This window comes from Granulicella sp. 5B5, from assembly GCF_014083945.1.
Lineage (GTDB): Bacteria > Acidobacteriota > Terriglobia > Terriglobales > Acidobacteriaceae > Granulicella.
On sequence record NZ_CP046444.1, the window covers coordinates 2,404,498 to 2,422,357 of the forward strand.

17 protein-coding genes and 1 tRNA gene are annotated in these 17,860 nt (G+C 63.4%); 5 read left to right on the top strand and 13 right to left on the bottom strand.

Annotated elements, in window-relative coordinates; genetic code table 11:
• Positions 1-95: 95 nt before the first annotated feature.
• Both GOB94_RS10085 and GOB94_RS10090 read right to left on the bottom strand, forming a co-directional pair.
• A complete protein-coding gene (locus GOB94_RS10085) occupies positions 96-1,157 on the bottom strand; it encodes an aldo/keto reductase (protein ID WP_182275800.1) in 1,062 nt (353 codons plus the stop codon).
• A gap of 221 nt (positions 1,158-1,378) precedes the next feature.
• Complete coding sequence (locus GOB94_RS10090; protein ID WP_182275801.1) at positions 1,379-2,359, bottom strand: zinc-binding alcohol dehydrogenase family protein; 981 nt, start codon at positions 2,357-2,359, stop codon at positions 1,379-1,381.
• 79 nt (positions 2,360-2,438) lie between these two features.
• On the opposite strand from GOB94_RS10090, the gene GOB94_RS10095 reads away from it, so the two are divergent.
• Both GOB94_RS10095 and GOB94_RS10100 read left to right on the top strand, forming a co-directional pair.
• A complete protein-coding gene (locus tag GOB94_RS10095) occupies positions 2,439-2,861 on the top strand; it encodes a VOC family protein (RefSeq protein ID WP_182275802.1) in 423 nt (140 codons plus the stop codon).
• A gap of 16 nt (positions 2,862-2,877) precedes the next feature.
• The gene (locus GOB94_RS10100; RefSeq protein ID WP_182275803.1) at positions 2,878-3,369 is read left to right on the top strand and encodes a DinB family protein; all 492 of its coding nucleotides are present in this window, start codon (positions 2,878-2,880) and stop codon (positions 3,367-3,369) included.
• 195 nt (positions 3,370-3,564) lie between these two features.
• Here GOB94_RS10100 and bla read toward each other — a convergent pair whose 3' ends face one another.
• Entirely contained in the window at positions 3,565-4,455 is an 891-nt protein-coding gene (gene bla / locus GOB94_RS10105; protein WP_182275804.1) for a subclass B3 metallo-beta-lactamase, read from the bottom strand.
• Positions 4,456-4,617: 162 nt separating this feature from the next.
• Positions 4,618-5,247 (bottom strand): Fe-S protein assembly co-chaperone HscB, encoded by a 630-nt coding sequence (gene hscB, locus GOB94_RS10110; RefSeq protein ID WP_182275805.1) that lies wholly within the window; start codon positions 5,245-5,247, stop codon positions 4,618-4,620.
• 121 nt (positions 5,248-5,368) lie between these two features.
• On the opposite strand from hscB, the gene GOB94_RS10115 reads away from it, so the two are divergent.
• The gene (locus tag GOB94_RS10115; RefSeq protein ID WP_255484413.1) at positions 5,369-6,043 is read left to right on the top strand and encodes a DUF6624 domain-containing protein; all 675 of its coding nucleotides are present in this window, start codon (positions 5,369-5,371) and stop codon (positions 6,041-6,043) included.
• A 329-nt stretch (positions 6,044-6,372) separates the two neighbouring features.
• On the opposite strand, the gene GOB94_RS10120 is transcribed toward GOB94_RS10115, so the two are convergent.
• The 7 genes from GOB94_RS10120 to GOB94_RS10150 all read right to left on the bottom strand — a co-directional run bounded on the left by GOB94_RS10120 (position 6,373) and on the right by GOB94_RS10150 (position 11,742).
• Positions 6,373-8,001 carry a Na+/H+ antiporter gene (locus GOB94_RS10120; protein ID WP_182275807.1) on the bottom strand — a complete coding sequence of 543 codons (1,629 nt, stop codon included), beginning with the start codon at positions 7,999-8,001 and terminating at the stop codon, positions 6,373-6,375.
• Between the two features lie 42 nt (positions 8,002-8,043).
• Positions 8,044-8,262: a type II toxin-antitoxin system HicB family antitoxin gene (locus tag GOB94_RS10125; protein ID WP_182275808.1), complete on the bottom strand. Its 219-nt coding sequence runs from the start codon at positions 8,260-8,262 to the stop codon at positions 8,044-8,046.
• A 3-nt stretch (positions 8,263-8,265) separates the two neighbouring features.
• Positions 8,266-8,451, bottom strand: coding sequence for a type II toxin-antitoxin system HicA family toxin (locus GOB94_RS10130; RefSeq protein WP_182275809.1), 186 nt, complete (start codon positions 8,449-8,451; stop codon positions 8,266-8,268).
• 61 nt (positions 8,452-8,512) lie between these two features.
• The gene (locus GOB94_RS10135; protein WP_182275810.1) at positions 8,513-9,010 is read right to left on the bottom strand and encodes an iron-sulfur cluster assembly accessory protein; all 498 of its coding nucleotides are present in this window, start codon (positions 9,008-9,010) and stop codon (positions 8,513-8,515) included.
• Between the two features lie 332 nt (positions 9,011-9,342).
• Positions 9,343-9,762 carry a Fe-S cluster assembly scaffold IscU gene (iscU, locus tag GOB94_RS10140; RefSeq protein WP_182275811.1) on the bottom strand — a complete coding sequence of 140 codons (420 nt, stop codon included), beginning with the start codon at positions 9,760-9,762 and terminating at the stop codon, positions 9,343-9,345.
• A 135-nt stretch (positions 9,763-9,897) separates the two neighbouring features.
• Positions 9,898-11,169 (bottom strand): IscS subfamily cysteine desulfurase, encoded by a 1,272-nt coding sequence (locus GOB94_RS10145; RefSeq protein ID WP_182275812.1) that lies wholly within the window; start codon positions 11,167-11,169, stop codon positions 9,898-9,900.
• 90 nt (positions 11,170-11,259) lie between these two features.
• Positions 11,260-11,742: an Rrf2 family transcriptional regulator gene (locus GOB94_RS10150; protein ID WP_182275813.1), complete on the bottom strand. Its 483-nt coding sequence runs from the start codon at positions 11,740-11,742 to the stop codon at positions 11,260-11,262.
• A 200-nt stretch (positions 11,743-11,942) separates the two neighbouring features.
• On the opposite strand from GOB94_RS10150, the gene GOB94_RS10155 reads away from it, so the two are divergent.
• Positions 11,943-12,518 carry a CDP-alcohol phosphatidyltransferase family protein gene (locus GOB94_RS10155; protein WP_182275814.1) on the top strand — a complete coding sequence of 192 codons (576 nt, stop codon included), beginning with the start codon at positions 11,943-11,945 and terminating at the stop codon, positions 12,516-12,518.
• Positions 12,519-12,572: 54 nt separating this feature from the next.
• Positions 12,573-12,649, top strand: a tRNA-Val gene (locus tag GOB94_RS10160).
• A 70-nt stretch (positions 12,650-12,719) separates the two neighbouring features.
• Here the strand turns inward: GOB94_RS10160 and GOB94_RS10165 are convergent.
• Complete coding sequence (locus GOB94_RS10165) at positions 12,720-14,864, bottom strand: VWA domain-containing protein (RefSeq protein WP_182275815.1); 2,145 nt, start codon at positions 14,862-14,864, stop codon at positions 12,720-12,722.
• Between the two features lie 2 nt (positions 14,865-14,866).
• Positions 14,867-17,860, bottom strand: coding sequence for a carboxypeptidase regulatory-like domain-containing protein (locus tag GOB94_RS10170; protein ID WP_182275816.1), 2,994 nt, complete (start codon positions 17,858-17,860; stop codon positions 14,867-14,869).

Below are 17,860 nucleotides of genomic sequence, written 5' to 3' on the forward strand. Positions count from 1 at the left end.
GCAGGTTGGGGCGGGATGGGTTGGTTCGGTAGAGCTGAAGGTGTTACCCCACCCATGACGATGCTGCTGTCATGAGTGGGGCACACAAGTTGGAACTACTTTTTGGGCTGCGGGAGGCCGGGACGCTGGATGTTGGGGTCGAGGCGGTTGGCAGTCTGGAAGGGGATCATCCAGCCGGGGTACTCGGGTGGGAGGGCGCTGACTTCGTCGAGCTGCTGGAGCTCGTCGGGGGTGAGTTTGAGGTCGACGGCGGCGAGGTTGTCGGTGAGCTGGTCCATGCGCTTGGCGCCGATGATGATCGACGTGACGACTGGTTTGGCGAGCAGCCACGCGAGCGAGATACGCGCCGGGCTGCAGTTGTGGGCCTCGGCGATGGGCTTCATCGCGTCAAGGATGCGCCAGGTGCGGTCCTTGTCGACGATGGGGAAGTCGAACTCGGAGCGGCGGGAGTCGGCGGGCTTCTGGTTGTCGCGGCTGAACTTGCCGGAGAGCAGGCCGCCGGCGAGGGGGCTCCAGACGAGCAGGCCGGTCTTTTCGGCTTCCATCAAGGGGACGAGCTCGCGTTCGAGGTCGCGGCCGGCGATGGAGTAGTAGGCCTGCAGGGTGTCGATGCGGGCGAGGTTTTTGTACTGAGAGATACCTAATGCCTTGGCGAGCCGCCAGGCGTGCCAGTTGGAGACGCCGATGTAGCGGACCTTGCCGTTCTGGACGAGGGTGTCGAGGGCACGAAGGGTCTCTTCGAGGGGTGTGACCCAGTCGGTGCCGTGGATCTGGTAGAGGTCGATGTGGTCGGTGCCGAGGCGCTTGAGGGAGGCGTCGACGGCGTCCATGATGTGGCCGCGTGAGGCGCCGACGTCGTTGCGGCCGGGGCCGACGCGACCGAAGACCTTGGTGGCGATGACGACGTCCTTGCGGGCGATGTTGAGGTTCTTGAGGGACTGGCCGAGGATGGTTTCGCTGTGGCCTTCGGAGTAGACATCGGCGGTGTCGAAGAAGTTGATGCCGCCGTCGATGGAGGCCTTGATGAGCTCGTCGGCGCCGGCCTGGTCGACGGTGCCGATGTGGCGGAACATGCCCTGGCCGCCGTGGAAGGTCATGGTGCCGAAGCAGAGGGTCGAGACGAGAAGGCCCGTGTCACCGAGTGTTTTGTATTGCATTGGATTGTCCTTGGACCGGCCGTGGGGGTTGGTGGAGCACGGCGGTGTGCATAGGATGCGTCCGCGGATGGCGGGGACGCAAGGGGTGGAATGAATATTCGGTTGCTGTGTGGCCGGGGCTAAAGCCCCTTCTATTGTGAGCGGGTATTCAGGGGCCTAAAGGCCCCTGCTCCCTCCGAAAGAACAAAGACAGCATCGTGGGCTAAAGACAGCATCGTTGGTTAGGGCTGGAAGACGAGGCGGGTGGCCTGGTCTTTTTCGTTCCACAGTGCGGTCACTTCGGAGAGTGGGGCGGTTTTGTAGCTGAAGTCGAAGGGGTGAGTGGTGGTGAGGGTGAAAAACTCGGTGATGGCGGTGCGGATGGCGGTGAGGTCGGCGCTGCCGAAGCCGGAGCCGAGGAGCTCGAGGTTGGTGGAGCGCAGGGTGTGGGCGCTGAGAGAGATGTTTTCGCCGGCGAGGTTGCCGATCTGGACAAAGCGGACGCGAGTGCCGGATTTGATGACGCCGCGCTGGGAGATGGCGGCGAGGGTGGCTTCGGCAGCGGGGCCCCAGAGGTAGTCGAGGACTACGTCGATGCCGCAGTCGGCGATGGCAGAGCGGTAGTCGGCGATGATGGCGTCGCGGTCCTGCGTGAGCGAGATGGTGCGGTCGGCGCCGAGGGACTTGAGCTTTTCGAGGGCCTCGGGATTGCGGCCGGCGGCGATGATGTGGCCTGCGCCACGGGCCTTGGCGATCTGCACGGCGAGCTGGCCGGAGGTGCCGGTGGCTCCGAGGATGAGGACGCTTTCGCCGGGGGTGAAGCGGCCGCGGTCGAGAGCGACCCAGGAGGACATGGCCGGGTTGGCGACGGCGGCGGCGAAGGCGTCGTCGAGGGAGTCGGGCAGAGGGATGACCATCATGTTGCCGATGACGGTCTGCTCGCACATGGTGCCGTAGGGGAAGCGCGCGCCGCCGAAGTAGATGCGGGTTCCGGCGGGGAGTGAGCCGAGGGGGCCTACGAGGCGCCCGGTGGCGTCGACGCCGGGGATGAAGGGGAGTTTGCCGGTGCTGGTGTAGTGCTGACCGCTGGCGACGGATTTGACGATTTGGTGCAGGCCGGCGGCGGCGACGGTGACGAGCTGCTCGCCTTCGGCGGCGATGGGAGCTTCAAAGGTGGTGTAGACGGGGGGCGCGTCGTAGGACTGGACGAGGGCGGCGTTCATGCGGGCTCCTTCCGAAAGTGAGCTATTTTCACTGTACAGAATGCACTGTACGCTGGATGATGCTAGGGGGGAGACAGCGATGGCTTCAGGGTCGATGTTAATTCCGAGTGTGCGATATAAAGACGCCCATGCTGCAATTGCGTGGTTGGAGAAGGCGTTTGGCATGGTGCGCCATGCAGTGTATGAAGGCAAGGCCGGTGGCGTGGACCATGCGGAGCTTCGGTTTGGGACGGGAATGATTATGCTGGGTTCGGCGTCGAACCCGGGGCCGATGAAGCAGCTGTATGCGACGCCGGAGGAGATTGGCGGGAGAGTGACCTCTCCGCTGTACCTGGTGGCGGAGGACTGCGGGCCGATTTGGGAGAGCGCGAAGGTTGCCGGGGCGGAGATCGTGATGGAGTTGCGCGAGATGGAGTACGGGGGCAGATCGTTCTCGGTGCGCGATCCGGAGGGGTATCTGTGGTCGGTGGGCGAGTATGATCCATGGAAGGCGAAGGATTAATTTCAAGGAGCAACGAGTGGCGACGAGCAAGGTTCCGTACGATGACGTGCTGGGCGACCGCGATCCGGCCAAGGTGATTGCGAAGACTCCGCGTAAACTGATGAAACTGCTGGATGATCTGAGCGATGAACAGATCGATTCGCGCCCTGCGCCGGGCAAGTGGAGCCTGCGAGAGACCCTCTGCCACATGGCGGACTGCGAGATCGCGTGGGCGTGGCGGCTGCGCTATGTGTATGGCGAGAAGAACCCGGTGATTCAGCCGTTCGACCAGGATAGCTGGGCGAAGGCGTACAAGTCGTACTCGCTGGCCGAGGCGATGGGGTGTTTCAAGGCGCTGCGGAAGTGGAACGTGGTTTTTATCGAAGGGCTGAAGGACGCGGACATCAAGAAGGTGGCGATGCATCCGGAGCGCGGGGAAGAGACGTTGTGGACGCTGGTGAGGATTATGGCAGGACACGATTTGCATCATCTGACTGCGCTGGAGAAGACGCTGAACAGGAAGAGCTAGAGGCTGATTGAGAGGAAAGAGGTGTCGCGGCTCTGCGCGGATTTCTCTCATTGCTGTTAGTGCGCTCGCGCCTTCGGCTCTTGCTACCGTAAATACAGGGGTTTCTCCGCTCCGCATCGCGATAAAGCCGCAATGCTCCGGTCGAAATGACAATCTTTTTGAGGGGACAGAGCTTTGTACAAAGTCGAGGCTGCGCTACTCGTGGGAGAGCGCAGCCTTTTGCTTTGCGTACATGAGCTGGTAGTCGTGCTGGGCTTCGTTGACGGCGGTCTGGTAGCCGGTGGGGTCGATGAAGATGCGGGGGCCTTCGGTCTTCATGCGCTGGAGCTTTGGGAGCAGGTTGAAGTAGACGCCGTGGGCGCCGAGGAAGATGTCGCAGGGCAGCGCGTGGAGGATGACGAAGGTGTGGCGGAAGTCGGGGTCGATGCCGGGGTAGGACGCGGGGTGGTTGGGGGCGTCGATGAGACGGTAGTGGGAAAGTGGAGCCCAGCCGCCGACGATGACGACATGGCGGAGTTGCGAGGCGGGCTCACCGGGGACGTGGACGAGGAAGGTGAACGTGGTGCAGCCGCGGGTGTGGCCGGCTGTTTTGTGCGCGGTGAGTGTGAAGCCGCCGAGGATGATGCGCTCGTTGTCGTGGAGGATGTGGTCGACGTGCGCGGGGGTGAAGGGGGTGGTGATGTCGTGACCGAAGGCGAAGTCCTTGTGGCCGCCGGATTCCATGGCGGCGACATCGCCGTCCATGACGTAGTTTTGGGCGTGGGTTTCGCGGAGGACTTCGGCAGCGCCGCCGACGTGGTCGGAGTGGGCCTGGCCGTTGAGGAAGATCTTGATGTCAGTCCAGTGGAAGCCGAGCTTTTCGACGCTGGCCCTGATCTGCGGCGGCGAGGACGCTAGGTTGGCGTTGATGAGGATGTCACCGGCGGGGGTGGTGATGAGGTAGCTGGCGAGGTCGCGGCTGCCGACGTAGTAGAGATTATCGGCGATCTGGAAGGGCGGGAGCTGGGTGGTCCAGTCGGCGGGGTTTTCGGCGCGGAGCAGAGGGGCGATGGTGAGGAGAGCGATGAGGGTGAGCAGGCGGCGCATACTGTGGTGGTATCACGCCGTGCGGAGGAATCTGCTGTGAGTTTGCTGAGGTATCGGGCGAGTTATCCCTTGGCGGTGTGGGCTGGGATAAAGAGAGCGGTCGCGCTTTGCGCGATACCCCACCCTTTCACGATGAAGCTGTGAAAGGATGGGCCACCCATCCTATGGTTCGCGAAGGTGCTCGGGGAACTCTTCGAGGGCGGCGTTGACGTCGCGGACGAGGTTACGGATGTAGCTGCGGCGGTTGAGGAGGGCGACCATGGCTTGTTTGGCGGCGTCCTTTGCGGCTGCGTTGTTGGTGTCGACTGCCGTGTCCCATTGTGTCCAGAGGGATTCGAGCTGCTGATGGGCGTCGGTGAGCATGGCGGCGAATTTGGTGCGCTCGGTTTCGAGTTGGGCGCGGACGTAGGGGTCGTCGCCACCCATCTTCAGCTCTTCGAGGGCCATGTTGAGCTCGAAGGCCTCTTCGAGGAGGTCGGGTGGGGCTACCTGCTTCTTCTGAGTGCCGGTGGACTTGGCCAAATCGGTGGCAGCGCGGGACTGCTCTTCGAGCTGGATGCCTTCGAGGGTGAGGAGGTACTCGGTGCGGGCGATGGGGTCGCGGAGAGTGCGGTAGGCGTCGTTGAGGGTGGAGCTGGCGGCGAGGGCGGCGTTCTGCTCTTCGAGGGGGCGCGCGGCGAAGCGGTCGGGGTGCAGTTTGCGCGACTGCGCGTAGAAGCTCTTCTCGAGCGCAGCGGTGTCGATGTGCAGGTGGGGCGGGAGGCCGAATTGGGTGAAGTAGGTATCGCTCATCGGTAGGTTTGATTGTAAGTGTGCCGTATTAGATGCGTGTGGATGTCAGCGATGTGGGGGGTGGCGATACACTCAAGGTATGTGTTGCTTGCGGTTAGGCGTTGCTGCTCTTTTCTTGTCGATGATGGTGCCGGGTACGGGTGTTGCTGCGGGGCTGCAGGCTGCGAGTCCGGCGGCGAACACGGACTGGAAGGCGCAGATTGAGGCGCGTCGGCAGGCGCTGATTGCGAAGAACGGGCCGGGGACCGATGTGGCCGAACGCGATGAGCTGCTGAAGATGCGCGGCGAAGACCAGAGGGCTCGGGGCATCGGCACACAGGGTAAGGGTGCGGTGCAGATTGCGACCAACCTGACGGCGATCGACAACGCGCTGACCGAAGAGCTGAAGGTGCTGGTGAAGGCGAAGGGCTGGCCGACGATCTCGCAGGTGGGCATCGAGGCGTCGAATGCGGCGATGTTGATCCTGACGCATACACGGGACCATGCGTGGCAGGTAGGCATGCTGCCGGAGCTGGAGAACCTGGCGGATGAGAAGAAGATCGACCCTTCGGCGCTGGCGCTGGTGATCGATAAGGAGCTGGTGTATGAGGGCAAGCTGCAGCGTTATGGAACGCAGTTCAAGCAGATGGCCGATGGGTCGATTGCGATGTACAGCGTGGAAGACCCAGGCGGGCTGGACCGCGAGCGCGCCGAGGTGATGCTGCCGCCGATCGATGTGTACAAAGGGATGCTGGCGGGGATGTATCACCTGAAGGTGTCGAACAAGATTGTGATGGCGGTGGCGCAGGGGAAGTGAAGCAGGGGATAGTGGAGAGGGGATAGAGCCAGCTATCCCTCCCCGAATTTGGGGTAGGATCCGCAGCGGATTGGGGTTAGGGGTGGATGGGGCGACCGGACGGCGAGGCTGTCTGGCGGGTGGTGGCCGGGTTGTCAAAGAGAGTTGGGTTGGCCTGGGGTATGCGTGAGGTTGTGACGACCGGATATCCGTTATCTCACTCATGACGATGGTGGGAGTGCCGGAGGGAGTGTCGCTGGTTTCAAATGCAGGTCTCTCCACTGCGCTGCGCTTCGGTTGAGATGACCCTTCATGGGTATGTCCAAGGGGTAATGCGACGGCGGATTTATCTAGGTGAGCTCGTCGAAGCGGGTTTCGGTGAGGTCGAGTTCGCGTTCGATGGTGCGCATGACTTCGTCGCCGATGGCGTTTTCGTCGCGCAGCTTGAGCAGTGTGCGGCGCTCTATGGAGGCGACGTGGCGGAGAAGTGCGACGCGCTTCTGGAAGAATATGGCAGATGCGCGGGTTGCCTCATCGGGCTGTCCGGCGGCGCGAGTGATGCGGTCGTAGGTGGTGACGTCCGCGACACGCTGTTGGTAACGGCGGAGTAGCTCGTCGAGGTTCTGGATATCGTCTCCGGAGGCGTTTTCGCGTTGCTGCTGGAGCCATTCGACGGCTGAAGAGAGCACGCGGTAGCGGGCGGCGAGCATCTCATCTTCGAGCTCAGAGTTGCCTGCGAGGCCGAGACGGTGGATGAGCGGAGGCAGGGTGAGTCCCTGGCCGACGAGCGTGACGAGGATGATGCTGAAGGTGAGAAAGAGGATGAGGCTACGCTGCCTGAAGGGCTGGCCGTTGGAGAGCGTGACGGGGAGGCTGAAGGCGGCGGCGAGGGAGAGGACTCCGCGCATGCCGGACCAGCCGATGACGAAGAGGGAGCGGGTCTCTGGAATGGGCGCCGGCTGATGGGAGAAGCGGCGGCGAATCCAGAACGAGATGTGCGCGCCAGGGAAGACCCAGGCCATGCGCAGCGCGATGAGAACGAGGCTGAAGGTGAGGCCGTAGAGGACGAGCGTCCAGTTGCTGTACTGGTGGATGCCGGCGAGAATGTAGGGCAGTTGCAGGCCGATGAGCAGGAAGACGACGCCGTTGAGGACGAAGTCGAGTGAGCCCCAGGCGCTGAGGATCTGGAGGCGCGCGGCGGGCGAGAGATACGAGGCGCTGCGGCGGCTGAGATAGAGGCCGCAGGCGACGACGGCGAGGACGCCGGAGGCGCGGAGCTCCTCTGCCGCGAGATAGGCGACGTAGGGGACGATGAGGCTGGCGGCCATTTCGAGGGGGCCGTCGGTGATCCAGCGCTCGACGAAGATCATGAGATGGCCGAGGAGCAGGCCGACGCCGAGGCCGCCGGCGATGAGCCAGAGGAGACGGAAGGTGGCCTCGGGGATGGAGAGCGAGTGGCCGCTCGTGAGGAGCGTGATGCCGAACTCGAGGGCGAGGAGGCCGGTGGCGTCGTTGACGAGGGATTCGCCTTCGAGGAGGCCGGTGATGCGCGGGGAGAGGCCGAGGGTGCGGGCGATGGAGCCGGCGGCGACGGCGTCGGTTGCGGCGACGACGGCGCCGAGGAGGAAGCCGCTGGTGAAGTCGAGGGTGGTAACGAAGTGGTCGGCGAAGAAGGCAATGCCGAGCACGGTGAAGCCGACGAGTCCGGTGGCGAGCATCGTAATGGAGACGAGGTTTCGGCGGAACTCGCGCCAGTTGGTTTGCCAGGCGGAGGCGTAGAGCAGTGGTGGAAGAAAGAGCAGAAAGACGAGGTCGGGATTAAGCGGGATGCGTGGGACGCGTGGCACAAACGAGATGACCAGGCCCGCGAGGACGAGCAGGATGGGGTAGGGGACGTTAATGCGCTTCGCCACGCCCGCGAAGAGGACGACGGAGATGAGGAGGAAGAGACCCAGGACCTCTAGGGTGTGGATGTCCATAGAGCTGAGTGTAGAGGATAGAGGGTAGAGGAGTAGAAAAGGCTAGGCGGCTACGGAGATGCGCTCGGCGAAGGTGGTGGGCTCGGGGATTGGGAGGCCGTCTTCGCGGAGACCAGCGATGTGGAGTGCGATGCCTTCGCGGATGAGCTGTTCTGCATCTTCGCGGGTGTCTCCCACGACGCCTAGACCGGGAAGGTCGGGGGCGTAGGCTCCCCAGCCGCCGTCGTTGGCTGGTTCGAAGATGACTAGATACTCACGCATTGCCTACTCCAGACCTGCTTGCCTCAGAATACTCTTGCGAGTACCTTCGGGTACATCTTTTCCCGGCTTGCCTGCGACCGTAACGCGACCGGGCTTAACCGGATGCTTGTATTGCTGATGGCTGCCGACTGTGCTGTGGAGTCTCCAACCGTCCTGCTCGATGAGCTTGATGATTTCTCTATACTTCATGGGCTAACCTCCGCCCGCGGGTTATCGCAGAGAATCAAATTTCGTGTCAAATCGGAGGGAATCAGGCAGAGAAGCTGGAGCCGCAGCCGCAGCTCTTTGTGGAGTTGGGGTTGATGAAGTTGAAGCCCTGGCGCATGAGGGTCTCTTCGAAGTCGAGGACCATGCCGGCGAGGTAGAGGAAGGATTTCGGGTCGACGAAGAGCTTGACGGGCTTGGCGCCGGAGGGGTCGTTGGGGGTTTCGATGCCCTCGCCGAAGAGGAAGGTGCGGTCGCGCTCGCGGGGCTGGGTGTCGAAGCGTATGTTGTAACTGAGGCCGCTGCAGCCGCCGCCGGTGATGCCGAGGCGCAGGCCTCCGGCGTCGGGCGAGATGCCCTCTTTTGCCATGGCGATGCGGATGCGCTTGAGGGCGTTTTTCGTGATCTCGATGCCGGCCTTGGCGCGGGGCTCATAACCCTCGGCGGTGAGGAGCGTCATACCTGCCAGGGGGTCCTTGTTGGACTCCGGCGCGGGGGCGCTCATCGCTTGCGAGGTGGTGGACGAGATGGAGACCGTAGACATACGCAGATTTGATTCTAGCTGTTATGGGAAAGGTTCACCCGGTTTTATGTGGTTTGTACCCGAAAAGACTGCGATCTGCGACTAAGAGTGTTAAGCTACTGAACACTGTCAAGGAGGCTGGGTATGCCGAAGTTCGTGATCGAGCGCACCATGCCGGGCGTTGACGGGCTCGGTGCCGGTGGTGAGGAAGTTTGTGGACAGGCGATCCAGGGTACATGATGAGGCAGCATCGCCGGGTTTGAGTGCGTAAGGCCCAGACGAGAAACCCCACTCATGATGACGATGGAGCTGTCGTCGTGAATGGGGCACCCAGAGAACAGTGTCGATACGGCTTAGTGAGCGGCGACGGCGACGGCGGCCTCGTCGGCTACGCCGTTCTTGGTCTTCCAGTCGCCGATGGCGGCGCGGATCGCGTCCTCAGCCAGCACGGAACAATGGATCTTGACCGGCGGGAGGGCAAGCTCCTTGACGATGTCGGTGTTGGAGATGGTGAGGGCCTCGGCGACGGTCTTGCCTTTGACCCACTCGGTGGCGAGTGAGCTGGAGGCGATGGCCGAGCCGCAGCCGAAGGTCTTGAACTTGGCGTCCTCGATGACCTGGGTGACGGGGTTGACCTTGATCTGAAGGCGCATGACGTCGCCGCACTCAGGAGCGCCGACGAGGCCGGTGCCTACTTCGGTCGAGCTCTTGTCGAGCGTGCCGACGTTGCGGGGGTTCTCGTAGTGATCGACTACCTTATCGCTGTATGCCATGGTGTATTCCTCACTTCTTTAGATGATACTCCGGAGCAGTTGGGTGCGTCCGGGTTGAGATGCGGGCCGGGGCTAAAGCCCGCACCTTCGAAAGTTCCTTACCGCGGGCTAAAGCCCGCTGCTACTCCGAGTTGCTTAGTGGGCGGCCCACTCGATCTTGGTGAGGTCAATGCCTTCTTTGACCATCTCGTAGAGCGGGGAGAGCTCGCGGAGGTGCTGGACTACGGTGATGATCTTGTCGGAGACGTAGTCGACTTCCGCCTTGGTGTTGAAGCGGCCGAGGCCGAAGCGGATACTGCTGTGGGCAATGTCGTCGCCGAGGCCGAGGGCCTTGAGGACGTAGCTGGGTTCGAGCGTAGCCGAGGTGCAGGCCGAGCCGGAGCTGACCGCGATGTCGTTGATGCCCATCAGCAGACTCTCGCCTTCGACATAGACGAAGCTCATGTTCAGGTTGCCGGGGAGGTGGTGCTCCATGTTGCCGTTGACCTGGGTGTAGTCGAGCGCATTTTCGAGCTTGTTCTTGAGGTAGTCGCGGAGCTCCTTCTCGCGGGCGGCTTCGGCTTCCATCTCGTTCATGCAGATCTCGCAGGCTGCGCCGAGGCCGACGATGCCGGGGACGTTGAGCGTGCCGGAGCGCATGCCGCGCTCGTGGCCGCCGCCGTTGATCTGCTCGGAGATCTGGACGCGCGGATTACGGCGGCGGACATACAACGCACCTACACCTTTAGGCCCGTAGATCTTGTGGCCGCTGATGGACATGATGTCGATGTTGTCGGTGATGACGTTGACAGGGATCTTGCCGACGGCCTGGACGGCGTCGCAGTGGAAGAGCACACCCTTCTCGTGGCAGAGCTTGCCGATCTCCTGCACGGGCTGGATGACGCCGATCTCGTTGTTCGCGTACATGATGCTGACGAGGATGGTCTGGTCGTCCATGGCGCGCTTGAGGTCTTCGATGTCGATGAGGCCGTCGGCCTGTACGGGGAGGTAGGTGACGCGGTAGCCCTGCTTTTCAAGCTTCTTGCAGGTGTCGAGCGTGGCCTTGTGCTCGGTGACCTCAGTGATGATGTGGTTGCCGCGCTCCTTGTACATCTCCGCGACGCCCTTGATGGCGAGGTTGGTGGACTCGGTGGCGCCGGAGGTGAAGATGATCTCCTTGGCGGAGGCACCGATGAGCTTGGCGATCTGCTCGCGGGCCTTCTCGACGCCCTGCTCGGCTTCCCAGCCGAAGGAGTGGTTGCGGCTGGCGGCGTTGCCGAAGATGCCGGTGAGGTAAGGCATCATGGCTTCGAGCACGCGGGGGTCGAGCGGTGTGGTGGCGTGGTTGTCCATGTAGATGGGAAGATGGACGCCCTCGGGAAGGGGCTTGCTGGACTGGGTGACGTTGATGCCGAGAGTTTCTGCCATGGTGATTGCTCCTAAATGTTTTGTGCCGCGGCGTGCGAGAAGCAGATTCCTCCGCTACGCTGCGGAATGACAACTCAAAAACTGTGCCCTTTAGCGGGCGATGTTGACCAGGCCGCCGGCGAGAGCTGTGTCGTGAGCGTGGTCAGTGTGCTCGATGAGGTCGGAGATGTGAAGCTCAGCGAGCAGGCCGGTGATGCTGTCGTTCACCTTGCGCAACGGCTCTTTGATGGTGCAGGTGCCTGCGAGGTCGCAAGTTCCGTGAATGGTGATGCAACTGGTGATGAAGAGAGGCCCGTCAATGGCGCGGATGACCTCAAAGGCTGAGATCTCGGTGGCCGGGCGTGCGAGGGCGTAGCCGCCGTTGGTGCCGGCGTGGGAGATGAGGATGCCGGCCTTGGCGAGCGTCTGGAGGATCTTGGCGAGGAGCTGCGGAGGGATGTGATACGCGTCCGCAATGGCCTTGGCCGAGGCAGCGCCGGTGATGGTCTGCGACGTAGTGGGGCAGCTCGCCTGCTCGGCGAGGTACTTGAGGGCCATGAGGCCGTAGTCCGCTTTTTTGGTGAGCCGCAGCATAAGGTGAGGGGTGGGTGCGCCGACTGCGCGTAGTCCGCCCTATTGTCAGTGTACGGCGTGCGGTTTCAGGAAGCAAGACCGAAGTGGTCGTAGATTGGATGCTGTGAAGTCCGGGAGGAGGAGAACGGATGTGCGAGTTTCCCCGGCAACTGTGAGGTGGGGCGCATGTACACGCGAAAATCAGCTATGCTCGGTTTGGCGTGGCTACCCTGAAACAATTTGGCGCGGCACCAAACCTGCTGACGATGTTGCGTCTGTTTACCCTGCCGTTCCTGGTGATTACGATCCTGGATGGGCGGTGGGTGCTGGCGTTTGTGCTGCTGTGGGTGGCGGGGATCAGCGATGGGCTGGATGGGCTGCTGGCGCGGATGCTGGAGCAGCGGACGATGCTGGGCCAGTATCTTGACCCGATTGCGGACAAGCTGCTGCTGAGCACGCTGTTTGTGGTGCTGACCCGCGTGGGCCTGGTGCCACGGTATGTGACGGTGCTGGTGTTCAGCCGCGACCTGGGGATTCTGCTGATTTCGACGCTGTTGTTTGCGACGAACACGCTGCGGGATTTTCGGCCGAGCCTGCTGGGGAAGGCGAATACGCTGGTGCAGATCCTGGGCGTGCTGACGGTGATGACGTGTAAGGTGCTGCCTAGTGCCCGGTTGATGGAGCTGAAGACGATGCTGCTATGGGCGATCGCGGTGCTGGCACCAGTGTCGGCCGCGGAGTATGCGTGGATCGTGATCCGGAGAGTGAGTATGCCAGCGGTGCAGGAACGGACGTAGATCGCAGGCATGCGGTTGCGGCAGCGCGGCGTTGGCTGTAGACTTGAAGAACGCAGGCGCGTAGCTCAGCTGGTTAGAGCGCTACCTTGACACGGTAGAGGTCGGAGGTTCGAGTCCTCTCGTGCCTACCATTTCCTTTCATTCCTCGACAACTTTAGTGGTGTCTCCCTCGGTTGAGGGAGGGCGGTTGTGCGTTCGTGTCTAAGGTTGCGGCGGGGGTTGGGGTTGAGTGAGGCGGATGGGGGCCTGCCAGAAGGTGGCCTTCTGTGTTGTGGGGTCGAGGACGGAGACCTGGCATTGGTACTCGCCGGGGGCGAGCGCGTTGAGTGCGACCTGGAAGGCGAGCGGCACAGGTGAGACGCTGCCTGAGGCTGCGGGAGTGACGGCGACGGGTTTGGATTCGAAGACCTTTGCCTTGTCCTTGAAGAGGGTGACGTAGGCGACGAGCGGACGCATTGGGCCGGGCGCCTGCTCGTAGCCTTGCAGGTAGATGTAGAGCTCTTTGCCGTTGCTGAAGACTCGGGTGACGCTGGGGATGAGCTTCTGGCCGTTGACGACGAGCGGGTTCGCGGCGGTGGCCTTGGCGAGGTCCTTGCCCTTCATGGCTTCGTAGACGGCGTCCTTGAGATCGACGCGCTGGCCGCTGAGGACGACGGAGCTGGTGGGGACGGTGGTGGTCTCCTTGTTGAGGTTGGGGATGGTGAAGGTAGTCTGGTAAGTGCCGATGCGGCCCGTTTCGTCGTCGCGGGCGAGGAACTTGATCATGTACTTGCCGGGGAGGAGCGTGAAGCCGGTGTCGTACTCGATGGGGCTGTGGGCGAGCTCGGTTGCGGTCTCGTCAGAGAGCTTGATGTTGACGTTGTCGCGGACGTTGCTGACGGTGTTGCCGCCGTAGATGTCCTTGATCTCGCCGACGAAGTCGATGAGGGTGCGCTCGGCGCCGCCTTTTTTGGCGAGGGCGAGCTCGCGGCCGGGGATCTTGACGACGATGGGTACGAAGTACTCGGCGCGGTTGAGCTGGAAGTAGTTGATCTCCATGGCGACGGTGAGTTCGGTGATGGGGTCGTCGAGCATGAGGGCGTCTTCGAGCTGACGCTCCTTGTCGGCGGTGTTGAACTTGGCGAACTCTTTGCCAGCGTAGTAGCCGAGGCGGTAGTCGAGCTTGGCGTCGGCGGGGTGTGAGACGGCGACGTGGATCTTGCGGAAGCGGCCGTCGAGGGCGGTGTTGGTGGTGTAGTACTCGATGAGGTAGTAGTCGGTGATGGCGTGCTGGGCCTGGAGGATGCCGTGGCCGAGGTCGTTGTCGTCGAGCAGGGCCTTGCCGCCGGTGTCGCCGGCGAGGGAGAAGAGGGTGTCCTGCGATTGCTGGAAGTTGGAGGTATTGGCGAGGGCGGCGGTGCCGGAGTACATGCCCTGGTTGCCGGGCGAGCCCTGGGTGGCGTCGCCGAGCGGGGCGCTGGCGACGAGGCCGCGCGCGTCGATGGGCCAGAAGGAGACGCCGGCGCGGATGGCGGCGTCCACGGTGGCGTGGAGCTGGGCCTGGTTGTCGACACCGTTGAGACGGAGGCCGCTGGCGAAGTAGATGAGCGCCTTCTTCTCATTGAGTGCGCCGAGCATGGTGGCGGCGGTCTGGAGCGCGGAGAGCTGGCGGTCGGTGTTGAAGACGTTGAACTCGCTGTCGTCCTGGCCGAAGGCGGCGCCGGTGTCGGCACTGCTGGCGTCGTCGACTGAGTCGACGTTGCCCTGGCCTTCGCCGACGATCATGGTTTGCAGGATGCTGAGGAGGCGGTTGCGGTCGCTGGAGAAGTCCTGCAGAACGTCGACGGAGCCGCCCTGGTAGCGGAGGATGGAGACGAGGTCGACGGGGGTCATCTGGGTGCGGATGAACTTCTCGGCGGCTTCGAGGGCGCGGAGCTGGTCGCCGGGAGGCATGGCGCTCATGTCGAAGTAGAGAGCGAGCAGGCGGCGGTCTTTGTAGTGCGAGCTGTCGGCGGGTTCGGCCGCGAGCTGGGTGCGGGCGAGCTTGCGGTAGATGGTGATGTCTTCGTCCTCCGGCTTGGAGGGTGGCAGTGGCGTGGCCGTGGTGGGCAGGGTCTGGTGCTCGCAGTAGCGGATCTTTTGCGGGATGCCGTCTTCGGTGAGGGTGAAGTCGTTGGCGGTGAGGCCGTCGATGGAGTTGCCCTGCTTGTCTTTGACGGTGACGGCTTCGACGACGAGCTGCGAGTGGACGGAGAGCGTGTAGCCCTGCGTTGCGTTGGGGTCTTTGTTCTGGCCGATGGTCTGGGCATGCGCGGACGTGAAGATGGCGAGCGGTGCGAGAGCGGCGAAGAAGAGGGCAGATCGCATGGTTAGAACCTCAGCCTTGCGGTGGTTTGGAGGCTGCGCATGGGGCTGGTGGCAGCGGGGAGGCCGAAGACGGGGTTGTCCAAAGAAGGACTGATGGTGGTGTTGTAGCTGGTGAAGACGGCATGGTTGAGAAGATTGGTGGCGTTCACGCGAATATCAAGATTGTAGGTTTTGAAGATGCGGAAGGTGCGCGAGAGTGAGGCGTTGAAGCTGAACGATCCGGGGCCGGTGATGGAATCTCGACCGGCGTTTCCCCACTGGCCGGGCTGCGGCGCGGTGAAGGCCGCTGCGTTGAGGAAGTGGCCTGCGGTGCCGGTGTAGAGCGGTGCGGTGGTGCGGTCGGGGCGGAGGTTGCCGGTGACGCCGGTGCCGTTGGTGGCGGCGAGGTAGATGGGCGTCTCGGGCAGGCCGCTGCCAGCGGTGATCTGGCCGGCGAAGGTCCACTCCTTGTAGATGCGGCCACGCCAGCCGGAGAGCAGCGTGCCGCCGCCGAGGCCGGTGCCGGTGGAGTACTGGAAGCTGGTGGAGAGCAGGTGGCGCTGGTCAAAGGTGGAGCGGCCACGCTCGGCGCGGAGATCGAGCCAGTTCTGCGCGATGGCTGCTGTGGCGGCGCTTTGGCTGGTGGCGCCCGCGGCGACGGGCCCCTGGCCGCCGAGCGCGGAGTCGTCGTCGATGGACTTGGAGAAGGTGTAGAGAACTGAGGCGGAGAAGCCGCTGCGGAGACGGCGGCGGAGCTGGAAGCTGCCGGACTCGCGTGTGGAGTCGCCGTTGGAGGTGCGGTAGGTGAAGCCGGAGGGGCAGGATGGGCAGGGGTTCGCGCCGCCCACAGGGTAGGTGTTGGGGAGGAACTCCTGCACGCCGCGCGTGCCTTTGATGCCGAGGTAGGTGGCGGTCATCTGCAGAGCGAAGGGAAGATCGCGCTGTGCGGAGAGCTGCCACGTTTGCGCGTAGCCGACGCGGAAGTTGGGATCGACGGCGAAGCTGTTGGGCGTGGTGGCGGTGCAGGGCTGGCGGACAAGGCCGCTGGAGAGCGAGAGCGGGCAGTTGGTGCTGTTCTGCGCGCTGAGAGTGTTGGTGGTGAGGGGCGGCTCCTCGGCGAGCTGCAGGGCAGTGGCCTGGTAGACGGAGGTGTCGGCGTAGATGCCGTAGCCGCCGCGGAGGACGAGCGATGAGCCGGGAATGGGACGCCAGGAGAGGCCGATGCGTGGCTCGACGTTGCGGCGGTCAGGGAGGATGAGTGAGGTGGGATAGTGCCTGCCAGTGAGTGGGCCGGTGGGTGCGCTGGCGAGTACAGGCTCGACGGCGGTGAAGTTGGGGGCGACGTCGAGGTTGACGAGGCGGTCCTTGAGCTCGGTGATGGGCGCGCCATACTCCCAGCGGACGCCGACGTCGATGGTGAACTCGGGGCGGAGACGCCAGTCGTCGGTGATGTAGGCGTCGTAGACGGACTGACGAAGATATTTGTCGGCGTTGCCGTAGTTGATGGAGGCGGTGTCGGGTGTGCCGGCGGCGAAGTCGCTGAAGTCCGAGCCAGTAGCAGTGCCGGTGAAGGTGAAGGTACCGCGCGGGTCCTGCTGCGAGAAGTAGTTGAACTCCTGACGGCGGAAGTCGATGCCGGCGGTGATGTTGTGGCGACCGCGATAGTAGTGGACCGAGGGCGAGACGGCGTCGGTGCGGTTGCGGTTGAAGGCGCTCTGCGCGTCAGTGAGTGTGGCAATGCCGCTGGAGAAGACGAGTGTGGGCGGGCCCCAGTTGACGGGTGAACTATCCACGCCGGCAATGCCGGCGGGCCCGGCGCCGCCTTCGATGTCCTGGCGGTTTTCGAAGTTAGGAGTGATAAGCGTGCGCACGCGGCTGAAGTTGAAGCCAAGCGTGGCGAAAAGGCCTGCGTTGAAGCGGTGCTGCCAGTTGGCGTTGAGGTTCATGCCGAGCGCGCCGGTCTGGTCGCGGAAGCCGAAGAGGCTGGTGTTGTCGGAACGGGTGCTCTGGAAGGCGAAGTTGCCGTAGAGGTCGTCGCGGCGGCCGATGGATTTTTCGAGGCGCGACTGGAGGGCGTCCTGATGGGCGTGGGCGACGACGGGCGTCTGGTAGTTGTAGCTGGCGCTGGAGGAGTTGGGTTCTGGATAGAGCGCGAGCAGCGCCTGGGCGATGGGGTCGATGGGGACGGTACTGCGTTGCGCGAGCGTGGGGACGAGCGAGGTCTCGTTGGTGGCGGTGTTGCTGCGCGTCCACTGATAGGCGACGAAGAAATTGGGCCCGCGTGGAAGGACGTGCGGGATACGGATGGGACCGCCGAGCGTGGCGACGCCCGTGATGGTGTTGTAGGCAGATTTGGGGCTGTCGAGGCCGCTGAGAGAGTAGGGGCGAGCGTCGAGCGCGGAGTTGTCGTAGATGACACCGATGCCACCGTTGTAGAGGCTCCGGGTGCCTTTGCGCGTGTTGCCGAAGCCCTGCGCGAGCGTGAACTGCGAGGTGGCGGCGTTGTTGACGGTGCCGTTGACGAGGAAGCCGTCGTTGGATGGCGGAGGCTCCTCGGCGGGTCTGGGGGCTTCGGGTTCGTTACCGGCTGGTTTGGCTGCGGACTTGGGAACGGCTGTGGGCTCGGCTTCGGCCATCACGCCGAGCTGCGCAGGCGCGATTACTTTTGCTTTGGCGAGGACCTGCGGAAGCGGCAGCATCTTGAGGTCCCAGCGGATGCCGGGCATGTTCGGGGTTATGGTGATCGACTGCTGAATGGGCTCAAAGAGCGGCATCTCGATGTCGATCTTCCAGGAGCCATCGGCGAGGTCGGGGAAGGCGTAGCTACCGTCGGCGTTGGTGACGGTAGAGAGTTTTTGTGTGCCGTGGGTGACGGTGACGGTCGCACCGGGGACGGGCAGGTTGTTGAAGGCGACTTGGCCGTGGTGCTCCGAGGCATGGGCGATGGCGGCGATGGCGAAGCACGCGAGGGCGCAGAGCCAGCGTGTGCAGCGGTGCTTTCGTCGGAATGAGGGCAT

What these genes read in the sequence shown, in the direction of transcription:
- GOB94_RS10085 (WP_182275800.1), bottom strand. Translation starts at nt 1,157, where the DNA reads ATGCAATACAAAACACTCGGTGACACGGGCCTTCTCGTCTCGACCCTC.
- GOB94_RS10090 (WP_182275801.1), bottom strand. Translation starts at nt 2,359, where the DNA reads ATGAACGCCGCCCTCGTCCAGTCCTACGACGCGCCCCCCGTCTACACC.
- GOB94_RS10095 (WP_182275802.1), top strand. Translation starts at nt 2,439, where the DNA reads ATGGCTTCAGGGTCGATGTTAATTCCGAGTGTGCGATATAAAGACGCC.
- bla (WP_182275804.1), bottom strand. Translation starts at nt 4,455, where the DNA reads ATGCGCCGCCTGCTCACCCTCATCGCTCTCCTCACCATCGCCCCTCTG.
- hscB (WP_182275805.1), bottom strand. Translation starts at nt 5,247, where the DNA reads ATGAGCGATACCTACTTCACCCAATTCGGCCTCCCGCCCCACCTGCAC.
- GOB94_RS10115 (WP_255484413.1), top strand. Translation starts at nt 5,369, where the DNA reads ATGATGGTGCCGGGTACGGGTGTTGCTGCGGGGCTGCAGGCTGCGAGT.
- GOB94_RS10120 (WP_182275807.1), bottom strand. Translation starts at nt 8,001, where the DNA reads ATGGACATCCACACCCTAGAGGTCCTGGGTCTCTTCCTCCTCATCTCC.
- GOB94_RS10125 (WP_182275808.1), bottom strand. Translation starts at nt 8,262, where the DNA reads ATGCGTGAGTATCTAGTCATCTTCGAACCAGCCAACGACGGCGGCTGG.
- GOB94_RS10130 (WP_182275809.1), bottom strand. Translation starts at nt 8,451, where the DNA reads ATGAAGTATAGAGAAATCATCAAGCTCATCGAGCAGGACGGTTGGAGA.
- GOB94_RS10135 (WP_182275810.1), bottom strand. Translation starts at nt 9,010, where the DNA reads ATGTCTACGGTCTCCATCTCGTCCACCACCTCGCAAGCGATGAGCGCC.
- iscU (WP_182275811.1), bottom strand. Translation starts at nt 9,762, where the DNA reads ATGGCATACAGCGATAAGGTAGTCGATCACTACGAGAACCCCCGCAAC.
- GOB94_RS10145 (WP_182275812.1), bottom strand. Translation starts at nt 11,169, where the DNA reads ATGGCAGAAACTCTCGGCATCAACGTCACCCAGTCCAGCAAGCCCCTT.
- GOB94_RS10150 (WP_182275813.1), bottom strand. Translation starts at nt 11,742, where the DNA reads ATGCTGCGGCTCACCAAAAAAGCGGACTACGGCCTCATGGCCCTCAAG.
- GOB94_RS10165 (WP_182275815.1), bottom strand. Translation starts at nt 14,864, where the DNA reads ATGCGATCTGCCCTCTTCTTCGCCGCTCTCGCACCGCTCGCCATCTTC.
- GOB94_RS10170 (WP_182275816.1), bottom strand. Translation starts at nt 17,860, where the DNA reads ATGCCCTCATTCCGACGAAAGCACCGCTGCACACGCTGGCTCTGCGCC.